We start from the raw sequence: 20,543 nt of genomic DNA, 5'->3' as shown, positions 1-20,543 counted from the left end.
ATATACCTTCTGAATAAGGCTTTCCTATCGAAAAAAAGCAACCAATAATCGAACTTAACTTGAAAAATTAGGATTATATTTATATTTTAGGAAAGTGTGGGTTTGTCCACACTTTCCTTTTTTCTGTTTAATCATACATATTTAAGCAGATGAACTGAGAAAAATAATAATAGAGATCATCGAAGGAAACGAGGTGATGAAATTGAGTGATCACGAATTACAATGGATAGAGAACACTTCTGGCCTAAGGGAATGGATAGACATTAAAAACCGACGTCATGATTATCCTAGTGAAAAATTGAGATTTATAGGCGTTTTAGAGGCCAATGAAAAAACTGTTACGGCACAAATGATGGCCTATATGCTAGAAAGCTCCGGGTTCTCTGTGGATATTAAAAATACCACTGAGCTATTCTATAACACTACAGGAGAAGAAAATCACCTATTCATGCTGGAAGAATATTTTGAATATTTACAAGAACAAGTCAAGAAAAAAAAGGATATTATTATTTTTCAGATGAATACAGACTTTATAAAAGCGTATCCATTACTGCAGACGCCCTTTGATGTTTTTATACATACAATGTTAGGTATGGATAGCATAAGCATCGGTGAAGAATTAAAAGAGAAGATCGAATCCAGTAAAGTTTTAATCAATCATCTGCCAAAGGAGAGTATTATCGCAGTGAATATGGATGATTGTATCTGTACAGATTTTCTAGAGGTACTAAAGGATCGGATGGTTATTACCTATGGATTATCGGCTAAGGCTACAGTAACTGCTTCTAGCATTGAAACCACACCTTTTTTAAAATTTTATTGCTGTATCCAACGGGGAATTACAACAAAAAATGGTATAGAGATTGAACCGCTGGAATTTCCAGTAGAGATAAAGTTGGCAGAAAAAAATAATGTATATAGTGTATTAGCTGCTGCAACCGGTGTTATGGTTTTTGGTGTGCCACCGGATGGAATTACCTCAGAAATATTCTTGTTTTCAGGAGAAGACAGAAGGATAGAAAATGAGAAAAAAATATATATAAGCTATTGAAAAAGAGAAAAAGCAGATTTTTCTCTTTTTTTATTTCTTTATTCATAATCTCGTCCTAGCACGAATAAATATAGTTGTAGATTAACCCTGAATAAGTACATAAGAATCGGGAAGGAGCGTGGGGGTTAAATGTCAGATAAAATCATTGATACGAATGTCGTGACCGTTCTGGGGGAAGTGGACTCTGATTTAAGATTTAGCCATGAAATGTATGGAGAGGGATTTTACACCTTGGATATAAAGGTACCCAGATTGAGCGATCATAGTGATGTACTACCGGTTACTGTTTCGGAGCGTATTCTGGTAGACCTGAATTTGACATTGGGAACCATGGTTAAGGTCGACGGGCAGCTGAGGTCCTATAACAAATATATGGATGGCAGCAATAAGCTGGTGTTAACAATTTTTGCGAGGGACATGACGATCTATAGCGGTGAAGAAGAATTAAAAAACCCAAATCAGATTTTTTTGAACGGTTATATTTGTAAGCATCCAGTTTATCGAACAACACCCTTTGGCAGAGAAATAACGGATATGCTTGTTGCTGTCAACAGACCCTATAATAAATCCGACTATATCCCATGTATTGCATGGGGCAGAAATGCTAGGTTCTCTGAGAAACTGAAAGTGGGAGATCATATTAAAATCTGGGGAAGAGTACAGAGCCGTGAATATCAGAAGAGACTAAATGAAGAGGAGCTGATTACAAAAATGGCTTATGAGGTCTCTATTTCTAAAATGGAGATCGTAGAAGAGGATAATAATCGAGAGGTAAACTAAAGCAATCCTACATACATATTATAAAGCACATCTTTGTACAGTACAGTCTATTGGTACCGTATAAAGATGTGCTTTACTATTTGCGGGAAGAGGATGAATAGGCTATAATGAGGCTAAGATAAAATAGAGGAGGGATGGGTTTGAATTATATATTGGTTGGTGCTGTCATTCTACTGATTATATTGGTAACCATACAATACTCCCTCAACAAAATCATTATGCTGTTGAAGGAAATTCGAGATTTATTGTATAAACTGGATATTAAAGACAAAATTTAATAGCAGCAACTAGAAAAAAAGTACATTTTGCGATAATGTACTTTTTTTACAAGGAAAAAAGAGTGTAGAAGCGAATAAGTAAAATATGTTCTAAAAAGGGTGAATGTTATGAAAAATCTAAGGCGGGATATTATTCACATAAAAAAATATTTGAAAGAAAAATATACCAATGTTCAGGAAGAGACTTTATTTCATTCATTTTTTTCTTTAGTATTGGAAGGATTTTTTTTACCTAAAAATAAGGTTTTTCACAACAGCCTATTTAAAGAAGCAGAAGTAAACCATCTAAAACATTTCATAGCAACACTGATGACGGAAGATATAGCGATAGAGAATGTACTGGGATGGATTTATCAATTCTTTCATGAAGGAAACGGCAAGCAGGAGAGATTTTCTCAGTATTATACAGAGAACTGGATTGTAAAGTATATTGTAGACAACAGCCTGGATCAGTTTTTCATTCAACATCCAGAAAAATCCTTAAAGGATGTAAGGATTTTGGAGCCCTGCTGCGGAAGCGGTAATTTCATTTTTTATATGATTGATAAGTTAATCGATATATATCAACATAGAGAGGGATTAAGCCCAAAAGAGAGTCTGCCTCTTATTATACAGCATAATCTGGCGGTTGTAGATCTGGATGAAACAGCATTAGAGATCTTTCAAATTTCTTTGGGGCATAAGCTTCGTACTTTAGATTATGCAGGTCTGGAAAGCAAACTGCAGGTTATACATGGGAATTATTTAGAGGCAGACTTCTGTGCACCATATGATTTGATCTTAGGAAATCCTCCCTATTTGGAAAATCGAAAAATTAATAAATATCTTGATAAAGAGATCTTAAAGGAAAGCTTTGAGACGGCAAAGGGACGATTTGACCTTGTTAGTGTATTCATAGAAAAAAGTATTCAGAACTTGAACGAAAAAGGAATTCTTGGATATATTGTACCTGCAAGTATTCTGTTAAACAATAATTTTGCGGAAATCCGACAAAAAATATTGAAAACCTGTGCTATTTCCCAGGTAATAAACCTAGGTGAAGGAATTTTTTCGAATGTTTCTATGGATATGTGTATTCTAATTCTTGTAAAAAACAAGGATGACAATAGAAAAAATAATTTAATTCTTGCAAAAAATCTAAGACAGGCAGCAAATAAAAAAAGGGGATTAAAAGAGAGCAATTTTAAAAAAATCAGACAATCTTATTATTATAATACATTAAAAAATGTATTTGACATTCATTCAAGTACGGAAGTCTTTCAATTAAGAGATCGTATCAGAGAAAGTTACCCTCCCCTTAAAGAGAATTGTGAAATTATTGCAGGAATTGCTACCGGCAATATTAGAAATAAATTAATTTCCAATAGAAAGGAAAATGGGCATCAGGTACCTATTTTAGAAGGAAAAGATATTTGGCGTTACGGTTACCAATGGAAAGGTTTATATCTGCTGAATGATCGCAGTTCTATTGACCGGAGCCTTGGAGAATATGCTACTTTTATGAGAGAGGAGTTTATATTGCAGCCCAAGTTGATGATAAGACAGACAGCAGACCGGTTTATAGCAGCTTATGATGATCAGAACTATTTTCTATTAAATACTCTCTACGCTTGTTTGTCCAGAAATGAAAAATTAGAATTAAAATATATACTTGCCCTGCTGAATTCTAAACTGCTTAATTTCCTTTATCACAGCCTTATTCATGAGGGAAAGAAGCTATTTCCACAAATGAAAATTTATCATATTCAGAATAGTCCGATTAAAATAGAAAATTTAGGTACACAGAAGCATTTTATTGGATATGTAAATCATATAGAATATTTAAATAAAGAGTATAATTGTCATAAATACAAACATTCTTCAATTGAGAAAGAAATTACTAAACAACAACATAAGCTGGATTACTTAGTTTATCAGTTATTTGAGCTGACACATAGGGAAATAGAGGAAATTGAAAGCATTTATGCAGAAATATAGACAAAATCCGCGTAAAAAGTCTTTGCATCATAGGATGTTTTCACTTATAATATAATTTGTACTTTTTGTTTGAAATTTGTAGGCATGAGAAGGAGATTGTATGATTACGACAGTTACTTTGAATCCGGCCATCGATCGGTCTTATATCATCAAGGATTTTAAACCAAATAAAAAATATACTATTGATGATGTAAAAGTGTCTGCCGGAGGGAAAGGGCTGAACGTAGCAAGGGTGGCTGCTCTGTTAGGAGAAAATGTTAATGCTACGGGCCTGTTAGGTGGCAGATCTGGACAATTTATCAGAGAAGAGTTGGAAAAGCTTAATATTCATACTTCCTTTGTATGGATTCAGGAGGCTTCGAGAATCTTCACTGCTATTGTAGATCCATTGAATCAAACAGAGACCATTATGGATGAAAAGGGGCCTATGGTTTCAAAAAAAGAACTCAATGCTTTTGTAAAAGAATTTGTAAAGGTCTTAAAATACAGTGAAGTCATTGTGGCATCAGGTACTGTGCCTCCAGGACTTCCAAAAACGATTTATGGGGATATGGTGAAGATTGCCAGAGACAACAATGTCCGCATGATTATTGATGCCAGTGGAAGTTACTTAGAAGAAGCCATAAAGGCTAAACCCTTTATGATAAAACCGAATTTAGAAGAATTGCAAGAATTAGCAGGCTATGATTTAGATTGTGAATATAAAATTATATATGAGTCAAAATACATATGCAGACAAGGAATTCAAGTAGTGGCGATTTCTCTTGGAGAAAAAGGAGCTATTTTTACGACGCCAGAAGGAATTTATAAGATATGTGCACCTAAGATATCGGCTATTAACACCATTGGTTGTGGAGATGCTTTTGTTGCAGGATTTGCTGTTGCGCTTTACCGCAATCAAGATATTAAGGAAGCCTTCAAATATGCAGTGGCGGCGGGAAGTGCCAATGCCTTGGAAGAAAAAGTAGGATATATTAGCAGAGAACTGGTAAATAAATTTAATGATGAGATAAAAATTAAAAGGCTGGACTAAAAGTTTGGCCTTTTTTTTGATATACTAATTGTAGAAAATAGACAGAAAAGGAATGGTAGCGATGGATCTGTCTCGAATTGCTTCCAGCGTACAACATATTGCGGAGGTTATAGCCAGTGTAATCAAAGTAGATGTAACCATTGTAGATCATAAACTGAATAGAATTGCTGCAACAGGCTGTTATGTGGAGCAAATTGGAACAAGACTAAATGAGAACTCTGTATTTAGCTATGCGTTACAGCAGGGAGAAGGGTTTATGATCGAAAACCCCGGTGAGCATGGTGCTTGTCTGCGATGTACGGAAAAAATGCATTGCCGCGAGTATGCACAGGTATGTTGTCCTATCAAAATAGAGAAAAAAGTTATTGGTGTCATCGGCTTAATTGCCTTCAGCAGAGAGCAAAAGCATGCAGTACTGCACAATAAAGATAATCTGATGGAGTTTTTAAATCGGATGTCAGATTTGATTGCTGCAAAGTTAGTAGAAGAGGAAAAAACTGAAAGAATAAAGCTTTTGGCAAGAGAGTTGGAAACCATATTGGATGCGGTAGACAGTGGAATTATTGCGGTGAACCAAGAAGGAAGATGCATTCATTTTAATCGAAAAGCAGAAGAATTTTTTGGTATCGGAGAAGGCCTTCTGGAAAGAATGAAAATACAACAACTTTTAGAGAATATTTCTTTCGAGGAGCTATTAAAAAAGCGTTGCCGATTAACGAATAAAGAATTTGCTTATTACAGAGATGGGCACAGAATGCGTGGGATTTTTAATGCAAATCCTATCCTGATGGAGAATGAAGCTGTTGGCATTGTCTTTAGTTTTATGAAAATATCAGAAGCACTAAAGACTGTAAACGATATTACTACAGGAATGATCGAAACCAGCCTGGAAAATATTATTGGCAATAGTAGTTGTTTAGTGAGAGTGAAAAAAGAGGCCGAAAGAGCCGCCCAATCAACCTCTACGATACTGATTCAGGGAGAGAGTGGTACTGGTAAAGAGCTTTTTGCCAGAGCCATTCACTATCATAGTAGTAGAAGAAAAGAACCCTTTATTCCGATTAATTGTGCAGCCATTCCAGAGCAGCTGTTAGAGAGCGAGCTTTTTGGATATGAAGAAGGTGCTTTTACAGGAGCAAAGCGCGGTGGAAAGTCAGGAAAATTTGAATTGGCGAATCGAGGGACGATTTTTTTAGACGAAATTGGAGATATGCCATTGCATTTACAAACGAAGCTTTTAAGAGTCCTTCAAGAAAGTGTAATTGAAAAGGTGGGGGCTAAGGATTATATTTCGATAAATGTGCGTGTAATTGCTGCTACCAACAAGAATTTAGAAGAAAAAGTGAATGATGGAGAATTTCGAAAAGATCTCTTTTATCGCTTGAATGTGATTCCTATCAACATTCCGCCTTTACGGGACCGGCAGGAAGACATTCCTATACTGGTAAAGGCACTTTTAGAAAAATGCAATCGCAAGCTGGAGAAAAACGTCAAAGGGATGGATTCTAATGCTTTAAGTCGGTTGATTACCTATCCTTGGCCGGGGAATGTCAGAGAATTAGAAAATACGATAGAATATGCGGTCAATATGTGCAGTGGGGAAAAGATCGTAGATGGAGACCTGCCGAATCGGTTAAAGCGTAAAGAGATAGTAAGCATGATTTTTAGAGAGGAAAATATGATCATGCCAATCAAAGAGTTAGAGCGGCAAGAAATTCAAAAAGCATTAAAAGCTTTTGGCGGATCCAAGCAAGCCATTGACAAAGCAGCTGAGGTACTGGGAATTAGTCGTGCCACTCTCTATCGAAAAATGAAGGATTATCAATTATAAGAATCTCAAAATGATATAAAATCTCATTTTGAGATTTTTTAATGCCAAACTGGTCTCATTTTGAGACGAGTTTATTTGCTGCTATTGAAATACCAATGCTTTTCATGTGGCACAGATTTTGCAAAAGTACAAATAGAGAGGGTTTTTCGAATTGTCCTGCATGTTTTATACTTTTTTATTTCTATGGCGCAGTAGTTGTATAATGGGACATATTGGTGGAGTGTGGACCTATGTGTCCACCCGTTAATTTTGCCGTCTCTTTGGGCAGACACACAGGTCTGCCCTTACCGCTATCCTTATGTTGGAGACAATGTAGGGGAGCACAGTGTGCGCCCGCTAATGATATGCATCGGGAGAACAATGTTCTCCCCTACAGGAAATAACAGCCTGTCGGTATGTGATGCATGGAACACTCCCTGTGGTGTTCCTCTGTTGTGACGCATCATCCTGATACCTGCTTGCAGAGGTGGACGACCCGGCCCACCCGAATAGTGTAACGGTGAGGAGGGTCGGAGAGGGGCCCGCCGATCTTACAAAAGAAACGATGAGCATGTAGGGACGAACAGTGTTCGTCCGTCGATAGGTATCTATATAACGGGAGAACGCTGTTCTCCCCTACGATTAAACCATAGGAAACCAACCTATAGATTTAACGTACAAAGAAGAGAGAGGAGAAATGGATATGAATCTAAAAGCTCAAATTATTAATACATTAAAAGCCGAAGTAGTTCCGGCATTAGGATGTACAGAGCCTGTAGCTGTAGCATTGGCTTGTGCAAAGGCAAGGGAGCTTATTAACAACGAGGAGATCAGCAACGTAAATATTCTGGTCAGCCCCAATATCTATAAAAACGGTTTGTGTGTTGGAATACCTTATACAGATGAAGTGGGCCTGCAGATTGCCGGCGCATTAGGGATTGTAGGAGGAAAGCCTGAGAAAGAGCTTCAGGTATTAGAAAAACTAGGAGATCGTGAAATCCAACTGGCTAAAGAGATGGTAAAAAGAAAGATTGTCTGCCTTGAAATCAAAGATACGCAAGAGAAGGTTTATGTAGAAGTGACCATTCAATCAAAGCAAAGTTCTGCAAAGGTGATAATATCAGAAAAACATAATCAATTTGTATATTTAGAACAGAATGGTACGGTGCTTTTGAATTCTATGACAAATGAAACACTAGAAAAAGTAAATGTCTCTGAATTATATCGGACATCGATCTTTGAAATTATTGCTGCAATAGAAAGTATCGATTGGCAAGAGTTGGCCTTTCTTTTAGATGGTCTGGAGATGAATGCGCAGGTGGCAAAGGCTGCATTGGAGAACTCGATGGGCATGGGTGTGGGTAGGGGATTCCTTGATAATATGAATAAAGGAATTCTATCTGATGATTTGATAAACTATGCTATGATGTTGACGGCAGCAGGAGCAGATGCACGAATGTCAGGAGCGCCTATTCCCGTTATGAGCAGTAACGGCAGTGGAAATCATGGCTTAACAGCGATTTTGCCTATCGCTGCTTATCAGAAAAAATTCGATGCTACAAAGGAAAGCTATGCAAGGGCATTGGCGATTAGTCATATTGTTACTGGATATATCAAGCATTACACCGGAAGACTATCAGCCCTTTGCGGCTGCGGGGTTGCAGCAGCTACTGGAGCTTCAGTAGCCATTGCATGGCTGATGGGGGCGGATGAAGAAAAAATAAATGGCACGATCAAAAACATGGTGGCCAATATCGCCGGGATGGTTTGCGACGGTGCTAAAGTAGGCTGCGCACTAAAGCTTGCTACAGCTGCCGCCACTGCAATACAATCGGCTTTGCTGGCCATGCAGTGCGTGATTGTACCAGCAAAAAACGGAATTGTAGGCTTAACTGCTGAGGAATCTATAAAAAATTTGGGACAGCTTGGGATTGAAGGCATGACGGTTACAGATGATGTAATTTTAGGGATTATGCAAAATATGCAATAAGCTGCCGGTATATTTTAATTCTCTTGAAATGTTAAATAATCTGCGAGCAGACAGGGTATTCTATTTGACAAAGAAATTGATTTCGATTAGAATAGTTATTAATTATAGCAGAAATTGATGGAAAATGAAGGATTATGGAGGGAATTAGAAAAATGGATATAGAGAAAAAAAGAAAAGAGGTTCTGTTTACCAGAGAAGATATACATAAGCGGGTACAGGAACTGGGAAATCAAATTGCTGTAGATTATCAAGGCAAAAAACTTCTGGTAGTATCTCTATTAAAGGGAAGTTTTATCTTTACAGCGGATTTAGTGCGGGAGATTGATGCGCCAGTGAAAATTGCGTTTATGGCAACCTCAAGTTATGGACATGGCACAGAATCTACCGGACAAGTGGAAATTCTATATGATGTTCAAGAAAGTGTAGAGGGTTATGATATCCTAGTAGTAGATGATATTGCAGATACAGGTCTAACGATGAAATTTGTTTTAGAGCATCTCCGCAAGAAGAATCCTGCCAGCATCAAGAGCTGTGTGTTATTGGACAAGCCTTCCAGAAGAAAGACTGTATTAGAGGCAGATTATATCGGCTATACCATCCCTGATAAATTCATTGTCGGTTATGGGTTAAACTATGGAGATTATTACCGAAACATTCCCTATGTTTTTGCTTTTGTAGATTAAAAATGAAGATGCCAATAGCGTAAAAATCGCTATTGGCATTTTTTATTTGTTACTATCCTCTTAAATCGTCCAGAAGCTTTGTTTTATCAGCTGTTTGTGCATCCTTTTCTTTGATGATCCGTGCGGGAATACCAGCTACCACACAATCAGGCGGGACATCCCTTGTAACTACGGAGCCAGCGGCAACCACCGCGCTTTTTCCTACCTTTACACCTTCCAAGATTACTGCATTGGCGCCAATCATTACATTATCCTCAATAATCACTGGTGTTGCACTTGGAGGCTCCAATACACCAGCTAGAACAGCGCCTGCACCTACATGAACATTTTTTCCTACAGTAGCTCTGGCTCCAAGCACCGCATTCATATCGATCATTGTACCATCTCCGATTTCAGAACCAATATTGATAACGGCACCCATCATAATCACTGCATGGTTTCCAATCTTTACACGATCTCGGATAATAGCGCCTGGTTCGATACGGGCATTGATTTTTTTCAGATCCAGCATAGGGATGGCAGAATTTCTTCTATCATTTTCAAGAACATAGTTTGAAATATGCTCTTGATAGGTTTCTAAGAATTTTGCAACCGTTTCATGCTCTCCAAATAGTACCCAGAAATTATCATGGCCAAATTTTTGAACACCTTCTTGTGAAAAGGCTGCTAGAGAACCATCCACATAGACTTTTACCGGGGTAGATTTTTTTGCTTCTTTTATATAACGAGCAATGGCGTAAGGATCAGTTAAGTCCAGTCCTTTATTTTCTAGTTCTCTTTCCGTCGTCATTAGTATATTCAATCCTTTCATTAAAAAATATAATCGATTTTTATTTAATCAGGTCTTTCATATTATAATAACCATTTTTTTGACCTGTAATAAATTTCGCTGCTCGAATAGCACCTAAGGCAAATATGTCTTTAGACAGCGCTGTATGTTTTATTTCTATAATCTCATCAGGACCAGCGAATATGACGGTATGTTCACCGACGATCGTTCCACCCCGTACTGCGTGTATGCCGATATGGTTTTCTGTACGTTGATCTTCATTGCCGTGTCTTCCATAGATATACTCTTTTTTTTGTTCAAAAGTTTCATTTAATGCATTAGCAATCATGAAGGCGGTTCCACTAGGGGAATCTACCTTTTTGTTATGGTGCTTTTCGATGATTTCGATATCAAATGTATTTCCTAAAGCATTTGCGGCTTGTGCAGCTAAGTCGATGATTACATTTACACCTACCGCCATATTTGAGGATTGGAAGACTGGAATGGATTTTGATGCCTCGACAAAAAGGGTCATTTCTTCTCCACTTAAACCAGTAGTTGCAGTAACCATAGGCGTTTTTGTTTCTACGCAAAAGGCCAAGGTATTTCGTATAGAACTAGGATGAGAAAAATCGATTAGTACATCTCCTTTTTCTAAGCAGGAAAATATGTTGGAGTATACAGGAAAAGTATTGTCAAATTTGTCAATTTCACGATCAATTCCTGCAACGACTTCCATACTTTTCTCTTCGTTTATCAATTTGGCTAAAACTCTGCCCATTTTTCCGTTGCATCCGTTTAATATTACACGTATCAAAGGAGCACCTCCTTTATTTGATTAAACCATACTCTTGCATCCTGGATTTCAATATCTGTAGATTAGCGCTCTCCATCTCTGTAAGGGGAAGACGGAGATCCCCTACAGCGTAACCCATGAGATTCATCGCTGCCTTAACAGGAATGGGGTTTACCTCAATAAACAGTGCATCAATCAAAGGTTTCATTGCCAATTGCAGAGCGCAAGCACCCGCAATATCACCATCAATAAATTTTTGAACCATATCATGGGTATCCTTTGGTGCCACATTGGCCACTACAGAGATCACACCGGAACCTCTTAGAGACATTAGAGGCACGATCATATCATCGTTGCCGGAGTAGATATAAAAGTCTTCTGGAACAAGCCGTGCGATTTCTGCAACCTGAGAGATATTTCCGCTGGCTTCTTTTACACCCTGGATGTTCGGATGCTTTGCAAGTGCTGCCAGGGTAGCAGGTGAAATGTTGAGACCTGTTCTTCCAGGTACATTGTAAATGATAATAGGAATATTTACTGCATCGGCAATGGTTGTAAAATGGGTGATTAAGCCTTTCTGCGTAGCTTTGTTGTAGTAAGGGGTAATGACCAGCAGCCCATCAGCACCTACTGATTCTGCATATTTGCTCATTTCTACTGCATGAGACGTACAGTTGCTGCCTGTTCCTGCGATAACAGGAATTCTTCCATTGATTTTTTCTACGACAAAGCGGATTGCCTCTTTTTGTTCCTCATCGCTCATGGTAGAAGATTCGCCAGTAGTTCCACAAACGATGATTGCATCTGTACCTTGCTCTACATGCCAATTGAGAAGCTCTTCTGTTTTAGGATAATTAATTTTGCCTTCTTGGAATGGTGTGACCAGCGCTACGCCGGAACCGGTAAACAAAGCCATTATACTCATCCTTTCCAAATATTTAATATCATTATACTTTTTTTCATCAGGACGGGTGTGTTACTGTAGACCCTTTATAAGCAGCTCTGCAATTTGAATGGCATTGGTGGCAGCACCCTTACGAATGTTGTCGGCGACAACCCAAAGATTAAGACCGTTTTCTACGCTGAAATCTCTTCGGATTCTACCTACGTAGACCTCATCCGTACCTGCTGCGGTTCTTGCTAAAGGATAAAGATTGCTGCTTGGATCATCTTGAACAACGATTCCTGGACTCTGGCCAAGCAGTTCTACGATCTCTTTCAATTCAAAGGCCTTTTCCAGCTCTACATTGATAGATTCACTATGACAATTAACGATAGGAACGCGAACGGTCGTAGCAGTGATTTTAAGGTCATAGTCACCTAGAATTTTTTGTGTTTCCAGAATCATTTTCATTTCTTCTTTTGTATAGCCATTCTCTTGGAATACATCAATATGAGGAAGACAATTGTTTGCAATCGGATGGGGATAGGCTGCCATGAGATCATTGCCTTTTAAACCTTCTTCCAAATCAACGACACCTTTTACACCTGTACCTGAAACGGATTGATAGGTAGAGTAAATAATCCGCTTGATGCCATAACTTTCATGGAGTGGTTTTAAGGAAACAACTGCTTGAATGGTAGAGCAATTTGGATTTGCAATAATTCCTTTATTCCAGGAAATATCTTGAGGATTCACTTCGGGAACGACTAGTGGAACATTTTCATCCATCCGCCATGCGCTGCTATTGTCAACTACTGTTACACCCTTGGAAGCGGCGATTGGGGCAAATATCTTACTGATATCCCCTCCAGCAGAGAATAAAGCAATATCAATAGGGCGATCAAAAGAAGCCTCTGTAAGTTCTTCAACAATATATTCTTTGCCTTTACAAATTACTTTTTCACCAGCAGATTTTGCGGATGCAAAGAGATAAAGATTTTCATATGCAAAATCTCTTTCTTCTAAAACCTTCAAAAATGTTCTTCCTACCATTCCTGTAGCACCTACTACAGCTAAATTAACTTTTCTCATTGTTTATCCTCCCTTTGTTATATGTTCTATTATAGTGTTTTTGCAATTTCGATACGAATGCCTGCCTTAGCTAGACGATGAAGCTCATCCTTGTCTGCCTGATCATCGGTAATTAACAAATCGACAGGAGTAAGGTCGCTTACTTTAGCAAAAGTAGATCGGCCAATTTTACGATAATCTGCAATAATGATATTTTGTCTTGTGCATTGGATAACTGTTTTTACAAAATCAGCACTGTCTAAAGTGGAAGTACTGACGCCGAAGGTGCTGTTAATACCTGCACAAGGAATAAATGATTTGTCAAAGTAGTAGTTGCGCAGTTCATTGACGGCACGGGAACCTAAAATATTGCCGCGAAAGTTTTTAATTCTTCCACCAATAAGAATCGTCTCAATGCTGGGGAGTAAAGAAAGTTCTTTTGCAATATCCAAGGAATTGGTTACAACAGTTACATTTCTATCCCTGATGATTGGAATCATTAATAGGGCAATGGTACTTCCCATAAGCATAACGGTATCACCAGTTTCAACAAGTTCAGCAGCCCTATGAGCAATTTTCTTTTTTTCCTCAAAGGCTTCATTTTTTCCAGTTTCCATACTGGGAATCCAGCGGGTTTTTTCTACTTTAACGGCACCACCATGGGTTTTCTTTAACAAACCCTGTTCCTCAAGTGCATTTAAATCCCTGCGAATGGTGTAAATAGAAACCTCAAAACGATCTACTAACTGCTGTAGGTTTACGATTCCTTCTCTTTCAATCAGCTCTTGTATTTTTTTTCTCCGTGCCTCTGTTATCAAAAATCATCACTCCATCTCTTCATCTATTATGATGAACATTTGCTAATATTATTATAATATAGTTGTGAAAATTTGGTTACATTTATCTTACATAATTATCAAATATTTGTAAAGCAAAAAAATACAAAAAAGTGAAGGATGGGTGTATAAATATTGAATCAAGAGGCACACCATACTTCACCGGATAATGAAAGCAGTATCAATATAAATAAAAACGGCATAAGAGTAAAAGGGTACTCCCAGCCGTTCAAAGAAACGCCAATAGAATACAACTTTCACCCTGTGTGAAGTAGCACTCCATCGGTAAAGTGGGTGATTTACCGATGACAGTCCCATGTTTATTCAACACGGTCCCAGCAACTGATCCGTAGGGAGCAGGTCAGCGCTTCGGCGATTGCACCTTTCCATTGAACATCATGCGGCTCCCTAGCCTATTTCAATGTACTATTTGCCCATCGCAGCCTCTAAAACACAACAAATTAGTTGAGTAATATCTATTCAGTTTAATGTATCTTAACACAAGAGATTAGTTGTGTCAACCAAAATAAGGATAGTTTTTGCAAAATTCTATCGCATACTTCAACCTTGCAGCATGAGCTAAAGGATTGGAATATGCGATAAAAAAGTAAATTTGAGAAAAGGTGGGAAATATTTTTTCTTCCCAGGCTAAATGAAAAAGGATACAATAGTTTTATAATGATTATAACAATATACAAGAGGTGGAATGAATATGATTTCGATTGAACGGAATATTGCTGCATTAGGGGAAGAACTGCGTAAAATAGCCAGAGACTTGCACCAAATCCCTGAAAGCGGCTTTGAGGAATACAAAACCAGCGCCTATATTATCGAAAAATTAAAAAGCATCGGTGTGGAAGTTTATTCTGGCATTGCACAGACTGGTGTAATAGGCTTGCTAAGAGGGAGTGAAAACAAGGAGACTATTGCCTTTCGGGCAGATATGGATGCACTTTCTGTAGAGGAGAAAACCAATTTGCCTTACGCATCAAAGCATTCTGGAATGATGCATGCTTGCGGACATGATGCACATATGACGATTTTGCTGGGACTTGCAAAATACCTAGTAGAGCACAGAAAAAATCTCAAGCAGAATATTGTTTTTTTATTCCAGCCGGCAGAAGAAGGACCTGGTGGTGCAGAGCCTATGATTCAGGCAGGTGTATTAGAACAGTTTCATATCGATAAAATACTAGGTCTGCATGTGTTCCCTGAGGTTGATGCAGGCCGTGTTGCTGCAAGGCCAGGACCGATGATGGCACAGGCAGGTGAATTCGATATTTTGATAAAGGGAAGAAGTGGTCACGGAGCGATTCCACATATGGCAAAAGATGCTATTGTAGCGGCTGCTACCTTGGTAAGCAGCTTCCAGTCTATTGTCAGCAGAAGCATAGATCCTATGGAAGGGGCTATTGTAACCATTGGGAAGATGTGGGGTGGAGAAAGAAGAAATATTATTGCTGGCGAAGTGCATCTGGAAGGAACCGTCAGAGCTTTTAGAGAAGAGGTTTTTGAAAATATCAAAAGAAGAATGAAGCTGATTATTCAAGGCATTGAAACAGCTTATGAGTGTTCTATAGAATTAGTATTTCGGGACATGTATCCTGCAGTAACAAATGATGAGAAACTATTTGAGGATTTTGTTGAAGCTGTGGGAAAGGAGCACGTGGACGTTATTGCACCCCAAATGATTGCAGAAGATTTTTCATACTTTCAAAAAGAAATTCCGGGATTGTTTTTCTTCTTGGGCGTGAAAAATGAAAAACTAAACTGCATCTATCCATTGCATAATTGTTTATTCCAGTATCCTGAAGAAACTCTAATGACCGGCTTGCAGGTATATATTCAATATTTAAGACATGTGGGGGTGGTGGCTCCAGAACCAGATGCGGAAATTTTTGCTGGGTAAAGGAGTGGATAATTTGACAAGGAATAAGGGGATAGGCATTCGCGGCATTAACATAGTATATTTGTTAACAGCTTTATTGCTGATTAGCCTTGGAGCTGCTTATCAAGAAAAAGATGTTTTAAAAGGTTTACTATTTACTGAATATGTTTTGGTCCTGCTTCCGCCACTGATCTATATTAAGTTGAAGGGTGACAGCTTCAAACGGGTATTAAGGTTAAACGCCCTTCGGTTAAAGCATGCAGTGATGGTGATTTTTATTACCATTTTAAGTTATCCCGTTGCACTGTTTTTCAATTTAGTGGGAATGACTTTGTTAAGCACTTTTGGTGAGATTATTCAGCCACCTATTCCTACTGCAGAGAATTTCCGGGAATACTTTATATTGATGCTTGTCATTTCCGTTTCAGCAGGAATTTGCGAGGAAGTATACTTTAGAGGTCTAATCCTAAGAGGTTACGAGGGATTAGGAATAGCCAATGCAATTGTTATTTCCTCTGTGCTCTTCGGTGTTTTCCATTTTAATCTGCAAAATCTTTTAGGGCCTATTGTATTAGGGTTAATCTTTGGTTATTTAGTCTATCGAACGGATTCTATTTTTGCAGGAATATTAGGCCATATCACCAATAATGGTGTGGCAGTTACTCTAGGATATATCGCAAATGTTGCCAATGAAAGACTGATGGATCAGCCTGTTGACCCTATTCAAGAGGCGTTGCCGGGAACCTTGCAGTTGATTGGAGCCACTTTTTTAGTGGGAGTATGGGCGACCGTGTCAGGTTTACTGGCTTACCTTTTGTTAAGAGTTATCATCAGAGAAACGGAAGGGAGAACGCAAGGACATGTGGAGGAACCCGTGTCAAAGTCGAAAGTTTCCTTTTTTGCCTTTATACCGGTAATTTTGACATTACTGCTCTTTGCTTACATTGGATATCTTCAAATTCTGCAGATGGGCATGGTTAAATAAAAAAAGCGCCTTTGTTTATCAGACAGAGGCGCTAAATTGTCTTTAATATTAATACGTTAATATTAAAGGCGGAGTGGGAAAATCATAGTTTTACAACCAAAATAAGCGTACCATTTTTTGTTGGATGAATCAATCAATTAAATAAAAAGTTACATAAATTTAAAAAGTATAGAAAGATTTGTATTTGTACAAGCTTATGCTATAATGCATCTTTTGTAAAAGGGGTATACCTATGGATCTAGAGAAACAAACAAATGAAAAACCGCTGCCGGATATTATCGCTGAAAATTTAGACATACTTTTTGTTGGCTTTAATCCAGGACTGCAGTCAGCGGCACAAAGACATCACTATGCAGGAAAAAGCAACCGTTTTTGGCGCTTTCTTTACGAATCTGGACTGACACCTGTACAGCTTAAGCCGCAGGAAGATAGGAAACTGCTGGATTATAGATATGGATCTACCAATATTGTGGACCGGGAAACACGGAATGCTGAAGAAATTCGTGACGAAGAATATGATATAGGGAGAGAACATTTAAAGCAGCTGATATTGAAATATAAACCGAAAATTGTCTGCTACGTGGGAATAGGTGTTTATAAAAAATTTTCCAATAGAAAGGATGTTGTAACGGGATTGCAACAAAATTCAGTAGTAGGAGGGGTCAGGGATTATGTGTGTTCCTCTACCAGCGGATTAAACAGCAAGCCGATGGAAGAGCAAATCACTTGTTTTAAAGAATTATTAAAATTATTAAAAGAGATATAATAGAAATAGTATAAAAAGGTTACCCCTTACCCATAATACAGGTGAGGGGAGGGGTAAAAATGTCCAAGAAAAATAGTGCAAAGAATAAGAAACAGAAAATCGAAACGATTGAAGACGTATGGAAGTATGAAATTGCTGAAGAATTGGGATTATTAAATAAAGTCAAGCAAGCAGGATGGGGCGGACTGACTGCTAAGGAAACAGGGAGAATTGGCGGATTGATTACTGTAAAAAAGAAACAAATGAAAAAAGGCCAAAGTACGCAAGCGTAAAAAGAGGGATAGATTTTTTCTATCCTCTTTTTATGTGATCATATATAATAAATATAGTGAGGATAGATAGGAGGGTTTTTCGTGTGTGGAAGGTATTATCTTGCAGCGAAATTGCGGGATTTGATGGAATGGTATGGGATAGAGAGTACGGATATTGACTATGTTCCACGGTATAACATTGCACCTACCCAGTATGCACCTGTAATTTTAGGCGGGGAGAAGAGAATATTGAAGCTGTTTCGATGGGGACTGGTTCCTTCTTGGTCAAAAGATTTGGGGGTAGGGCAAAAAATGATCAATGCCCGATCTGAAACATTATCTGAAAAGCCGAGTTTCCGTGAAGCCTTTAAAAAACGCCGATGTATTGTACCTGCCAGCGGTTTTTATGAATGGAATAAAGCTGAGAGTAAAAGAATACCTTATCGTTTTTATGTGCCTAACAGACCGATCTTATCTATGGCAGGCTTATGGGATATATGGAGGTCTGAAACGGGAGAAAACACCTATTCCTTTACGATCATTACGACAGAACCAAATGAAACCATAAAACCCTATCACCACCGGATGGCTGTGCTGCTGGAGCCTGATGAAGAGAACTTATGGTTAGATGAAAATATACAGGATATAAAACGGTTAAGCAATTTACTAAAACCTTATGAAGGAGAAAGACTAGAAAAACAAAGGGTTTCGGAGGCCGTTAACTCTGTGAGAAATGATTTTGCAACACTTTTAGACCCAGTCGAAGAGAGTGTTCAATTAAGGTTTGACCTATAAGGGAATATGTTTGTATCGGTTGTTCGTGAATGGAGGTATGTAAATGGATGCTCAAATTCAAAAGGCAGTAGAATACATAAGAGAAAGTAAAGGAATTATGGTATTGACGGGCGCTGGTATTTCTACAGAGAGTGGTATTCCAGACTTTCGAAGCCCTGGAACCGGATTGTGGGAGCAAATAGATCCAATGGAGGCTCTTTCTACAAAAGTCCTATTCAATCATCCGGAAAAGTTTTATCGTCAAGGATTTAAAATACTTACCGCTATGAAGGATGCAGTTCCGAATATTGCGCATATTATTCTCGCAAAGATGGAGGAAGAGGGTATCATAGATTTGATTGTTACCCAAAACATCGACAATCTTCATCAGAAGGCGGGATCGAAGAAGGTATATGAAGTCCATGGACATGTCCGAAGTGGAAGCTGTCTGAATTGTAAAGAAGAGATGCCTATAGACAGGATGGCGCAAAAAGTAGAAGATAAAGAGATCCCACCACGCTGTAATAACTGTGGCGGGATTGTACGACCCAATGTAGTAATGTTCGGAGATTCCCTGCCGCCATGTTTTGATATGGCGATGGATGCGGTCGGTAAGCATGATTTACTGATTGTAATCGGCTCCAGTTTAGAAGTTGGACCTGTCAATTATTTAGCGTATCTATGCAAAAAGCTGATGATCATAAATCTAGGTTCAACAGCTTACGATTATCGGGGGGATTTGATTATTCATCAAAAAGCAGGAGAAACCCTGATGAAAATCTATGAGACATTAAAGAAAGAATAGAGGGGAATACACTTGGAAAACTACAGCGGTTTTGCTTACGTATATGACAGATTGATGCAAGATGTAGACTATGATGGATGGACAGATTATATTGAAGAGATTTTTCAAAAATATAAAGCATCTCCTGTAAATATTGCTGACTTAGCCTGTGGCACCGGAAATATAACAAATCGTTTGGCACAGCGTCGATATAATCTTATAGGAGTAGATCTTTCAGAGGATATGCTGCAGATTGCACAAGAAAAGGCCGCATCTATAGGTGTTGAGGTAATCTATTTAAACCAAGACATTCGAGAATTATTGCTGCCTACAGAGTTAGATGCAATTTTGTGTATCTGTGATGGGATTAACTATATTATCGATGAAATGGACTTAATGGAAGTATTTCGAGCCGTGTATCAGCATCTAAAAAAGGATGGACTCTTTATATTTGATATCAGCTCACAGTATAAGCTGTCCCATGTTTTAGGACAGAATACATTTGCGGAAAATTACGAGGAGGTATCCTACATCTGGGAGAATTATTTCGATGAGAACAGACAAATCTGTGACTTCGATCTGACGATTTTTATGAAGGAGAAGGATCTCTATAGAAAACACGAAGAGAGTCATAGTCAAAAAGCTTATCGGGAGGATGAGGTTTTGAGTTTTGTCAAGCAGATAGGATTTAAAAGGACAGATGTTTTCGACGCTTTTTCTTTTAATAAACCTAAGAAGAACAGTGAACGGCTGTACTTTGTATGTCAAAAATAATTGTGAGAGAGTATACACAGATTAAGGTTTGACAGGAAAATATAGCTATGATAAACTAAATTTGTAAAAACGTAGGAACCATTTGGATGAATAGTTAGGAGGATGCTTTAATGGAAAAAGGTACAGTAAAGTGGTTTAACAATGAAAAGGGTTACGGTTTTATCTCAAGAGAAAATGGAGAAGATGTTTTTGTTCACTTCTCAGCAATCAACACTGAGGGATATAAATCTCTTGAAGAAGGTCAAGCAGTTGAGTTCGAGGTAGTTAAAGGTGACAAAGGACCTCAAGCTACAAACGTAGTAAAACTATAAATTCGTTTTGATGAGTCCGTAGCGACGTAAGCCCTGATAGAATCAGGGCTTTT

Annotated in this window: 21 protein-coding genes and 1 riboswitch; of the genes, 16 read left to right on the top strand and 5 right to left on the bottom strand. The window is 38.2% G+C overall.

Annotation, left to right across the window (positions count from 1 at the left end):
- The first annotated feature begins 196 nt into the window (after positions 1-196).
- The 8 genes from Gferi_RS04280 (at position 197) to hpt (ending at position 9,602) form a co-directional block, all read left to right on the top strand.
- Positions 197-1,051 carry a Mur ligase family protein gene (locus tag Gferi_RS04280; protein WP_069974404.1) on the top strand — a complete coding sequence of 285 codons (855 nt, stop codon included), beginning with the start codon at positions 197-199 and terminating at the stop codon, positions 1,049-1,051.
- 129 nt (positions 1,052-1,180) lie between these two features.
- Positions 1,181-1,831, top strand: coding sequence for a single-stranded DNA-binding protein (locus Gferi_RS04275; protein WP_069974403.1), 651 nt, complete (start codon positions 1,181-1,183; stop codon positions 1,829-1,831).
- Between the two features lie 140 nt (positions 1,832-1,971).
- Positions 1,972-2,109, top strand: coding sequence for a hypothetical protein (locus Gferi_RS28440; protein ID WP_169832944.1), 138 nt, complete (start codon positions 1,972-1,974; stop codon positions 2,107-2,109).
- A 108-nt stretch (positions 2,110-2,217) separates the two neighbouring features.
- Entirely contained in the window at positions 2,218-4,086 is a 1,869-nt protein-coding gene (locus Gferi_RS04270) for a TaqI-like C-terminal specificity domain-containing protein (protein WP_069974402.1), read from the top strand.
- Positions 4,087-4,186: 100 nt separating this feature from the next.
- A complete protein-coding gene (gene pfkB / locus Gferi_RS04265) occupies positions 4,187-5,119 on the top strand; it encodes a 1-phosphofructokinase (protein WP_069974401.1) in 933 nt (310 codons plus the stop codon).
- Positions 5,120-5,180: 61 nt separating this feature from the next.
- On the top strand, positions 5,181-6,950 hold the full coding sequence (locus Gferi_RS04260; RefSeq protein WP_069974400.1) for a sigma-54 interaction domain-containing protein: 1,770 nt from the start codon (positions 5,181-5,183) through the stop codon (positions 6,948-6,950).
- A gap of 682 nt (positions 6,951-7,632) precedes the next feature.
- Complete coding sequence (locus Gferi_RS04255; RefSeq protein ID WP_069974399.1) at positions 7,633-8,919, top strand: L-cysteine desulfidase family protein; 1,287 nt, start codon at positions 7,633-7,635, stop codon at positions 8,917-8,919.
- Between the two features lie 152 nt (positions 8,920-9,071).
- Entirely contained in the window at positions 9,072-9,602 is a 531-nt protein-coding gene (hpt, locus tag Gferi_RS04250) for a hypoxanthine phosphoribosyltransferase (RefSeq protein WP_069974398.1), read from the top strand.
- Positions 9,603-9,654: 52 nt separating this feature from the next.
- On the opposite strand, the gene dapD is transcribed toward hpt, so the two are convergent.
- From dapD to Gferi_RS04225, 5 genes are read right to left on the bottom strand one after another with little or no spacing between them, the layout of a single operon-like run.
- Positions 9,655-10,392: a 2,3,4,5-tetrahydropyridine-2,6-dicarboxylate N-acetyltransferase gene (gene dapD, locus Gferi_RS04245; protein ID WP_069974397.1), complete on the bottom strand. Its 738-nt coding sequence runs from the start codon at positions 10,390-10,392 to the stop codon at positions 9,655-9,657.
- 40 nt (positions 10,393-10,432) lie between these two features.
- Positions 10,433-11,188, bottom strand: coding sequence for a 4-hydroxy-tetrahydrodipicolinate reductase (dapB, locus tag Gferi_RS04240; RefSeq protein WP_069974396.1), 756 nt, complete (start codon positions 11,186-11,188; stop codon positions 10,433-10,435).
- Between the two features lie 13 nt (positions 11,189-11,201).
- Positions 11,202-12,083: a 4-hydroxy-tetrahydrodipicolinate synthase gene (gene dapA, locus Gferi_RS04235; RefSeq protein ID WP_069974395.1), complete on the bottom strand. Its 882-nt coding sequence runs from the start codon at positions 12,081-12,083 to the stop codon at positions 11,202-11,204.
- 60 nt (positions 12,084-12,143) lie between these two features.
- Complete coding sequence (locus Gferi_RS04230; RefSeq protein WP_069974394.1) at positions 12,144-13,142, bottom strand: aspartate-semialdehyde dehydrogenase; 999 nt, start codon at positions 13,140-13,142, stop codon at positions 12,144-12,146.
- A gap of 29 nt (positions 13,143-13,171) precedes the next feature.
- On the bottom strand, positions 13,172-13,939 hold the full coding sequence (locus Gferi_RS04225) for a DeoR/GlpR family DNA-binding transcription regulator (protein ID WP_069974393.1): 768 nt from the start codon (positions 13,937-13,939) through the stop codon (positions 13,172-13,174).
- 282 nt (positions 13,940-14,221) lie between these two features.
- Positions 14,222-14,414, bottom strand: a riboswitch (Lysine riboswitch).
- Between the two features lie 255 nt (positions 14,415-14,669).
- On the opposite strand from Gferi_RS04225, the gene Gferi_RS04220 reads away from it, so the two are divergent.
- The 8 genes from Gferi_RS04220 to Gferi_RS04185 all read left to right on the top strand — a co-directional run bounded on the left by Gferi_RS04220 (position 14,670) and on the right by Gferi_RS04185 (position 20,490).
- Positions 14,670-15,866 carry a M20 metallopeptidase family protein gene (locus tag Gferi_RS04220; RefSeq protein ID WP_083273363.1) on the top strand — a complete coding sequence of 399 codons (1,197 nt, stop codon included), beginning with the start codon at positions 14,670-14,672 and terminating at the stop codon, positions 15,864-15,866.
- A 13-nt stretch (positions 15,867-15,879) separates the two neighbouring features.
- Entirely contained in the window at positions 15,880-16,830 is a 951-nt protein-coding gene (locus tag Gferi_RS04215) for a type II CAAX endopeptidase family protein (RefSeq protein WP_169832962.1), read from the top strand.
- Positions 16,831-17,062: 232 nt separating this feature from the next.
- The gene (locus tag Gferi_RS04210; protein WP_069974391.1) at positions 17,063-17,596 is read left to right on the top strand and encodes a mismatch-specific DNA-glycosylase; all 534 of its coding nucleotides are present in this window, start codon (positions 17,063-17,065) and stop codon (positions 17,594-17,596) included.
- A 59-nt stretch (positions 17,597-17,655) separates the two neighbouring features.
- Positions 17,656-17,868, top strand: a complete 213-nt coding sequence (locus tag Gferi_RS04205; protein ID WP_069974390.1) for a small, acid-soluble spore protein, alpha/beta type — start codon at positions 17,656-17,658, stop codon at positions 17,866-17,868.
- Between the two features lie 81 nt (positions 17,869-17,949).
- Entirely contained in the window at positions 17,950-18,642 is a 693-nt protein-coding gene (locus Gferi_RS04200; RefSeq protein WP_069974389.1) for an SOS response-associated peptidase, read from the top strand.
- A 43-nt stretch (positions 18,643-18,685) separates the two neighbouring features.
- On the top strand, positions 18,686-19,426 hold the full coding sequence (locus tag Gferi_RS04195) for an SIR2 family NAD-dependent protein deacylase (protein WP_069974388.1): 741 nt from the start codon (positions 18,686-18,688) through the stop codon (positions 19,424-19,426).
- A gap of 12 nt (positions 19,427-19,438) precedes the next feature.
- Positions 19,439-20,179, top strand: a complete 741-nt coding sequence (locus Gferi_RS04190; protein ID WP_236932690.1) for a class I SAM-dependent DNA methyltransferase — start codon at positions 19,439-19,441, stop codon at positions 20,177-20,179.
- Between the two features lie 110 nt (positions 20,180-20,289).
- Positions 20,290-20,490 carry a cold-shock protein gene (locus Gferi_RS04185; protein ID WP_069974387.1) on the top strand — a complete coding sequence of 67 codons (201 nt, stop codon included), beginning with the start codon at positions 20,290-20,292 and terminating at the stop codon, positions 20,488-20,490.
- Positions 20,491-20,543: the final 53 nt, after the last annotated feature.

The organism is Geosporobacter ferrireducens (assembly GCF_001750685.1).
GTDB classification, from domain to species: domain Bacteria; phylum Bacillota; class Clostridia; order Peptostreptococcales; family Thermotaleaceae; genus Geosporobacter; species Geosporobacter ferrireducens.
Note: the sequence above shows the minus strand (reverse complement) of the source record. Positions and strands in the feature narration are given on the sequence as shown.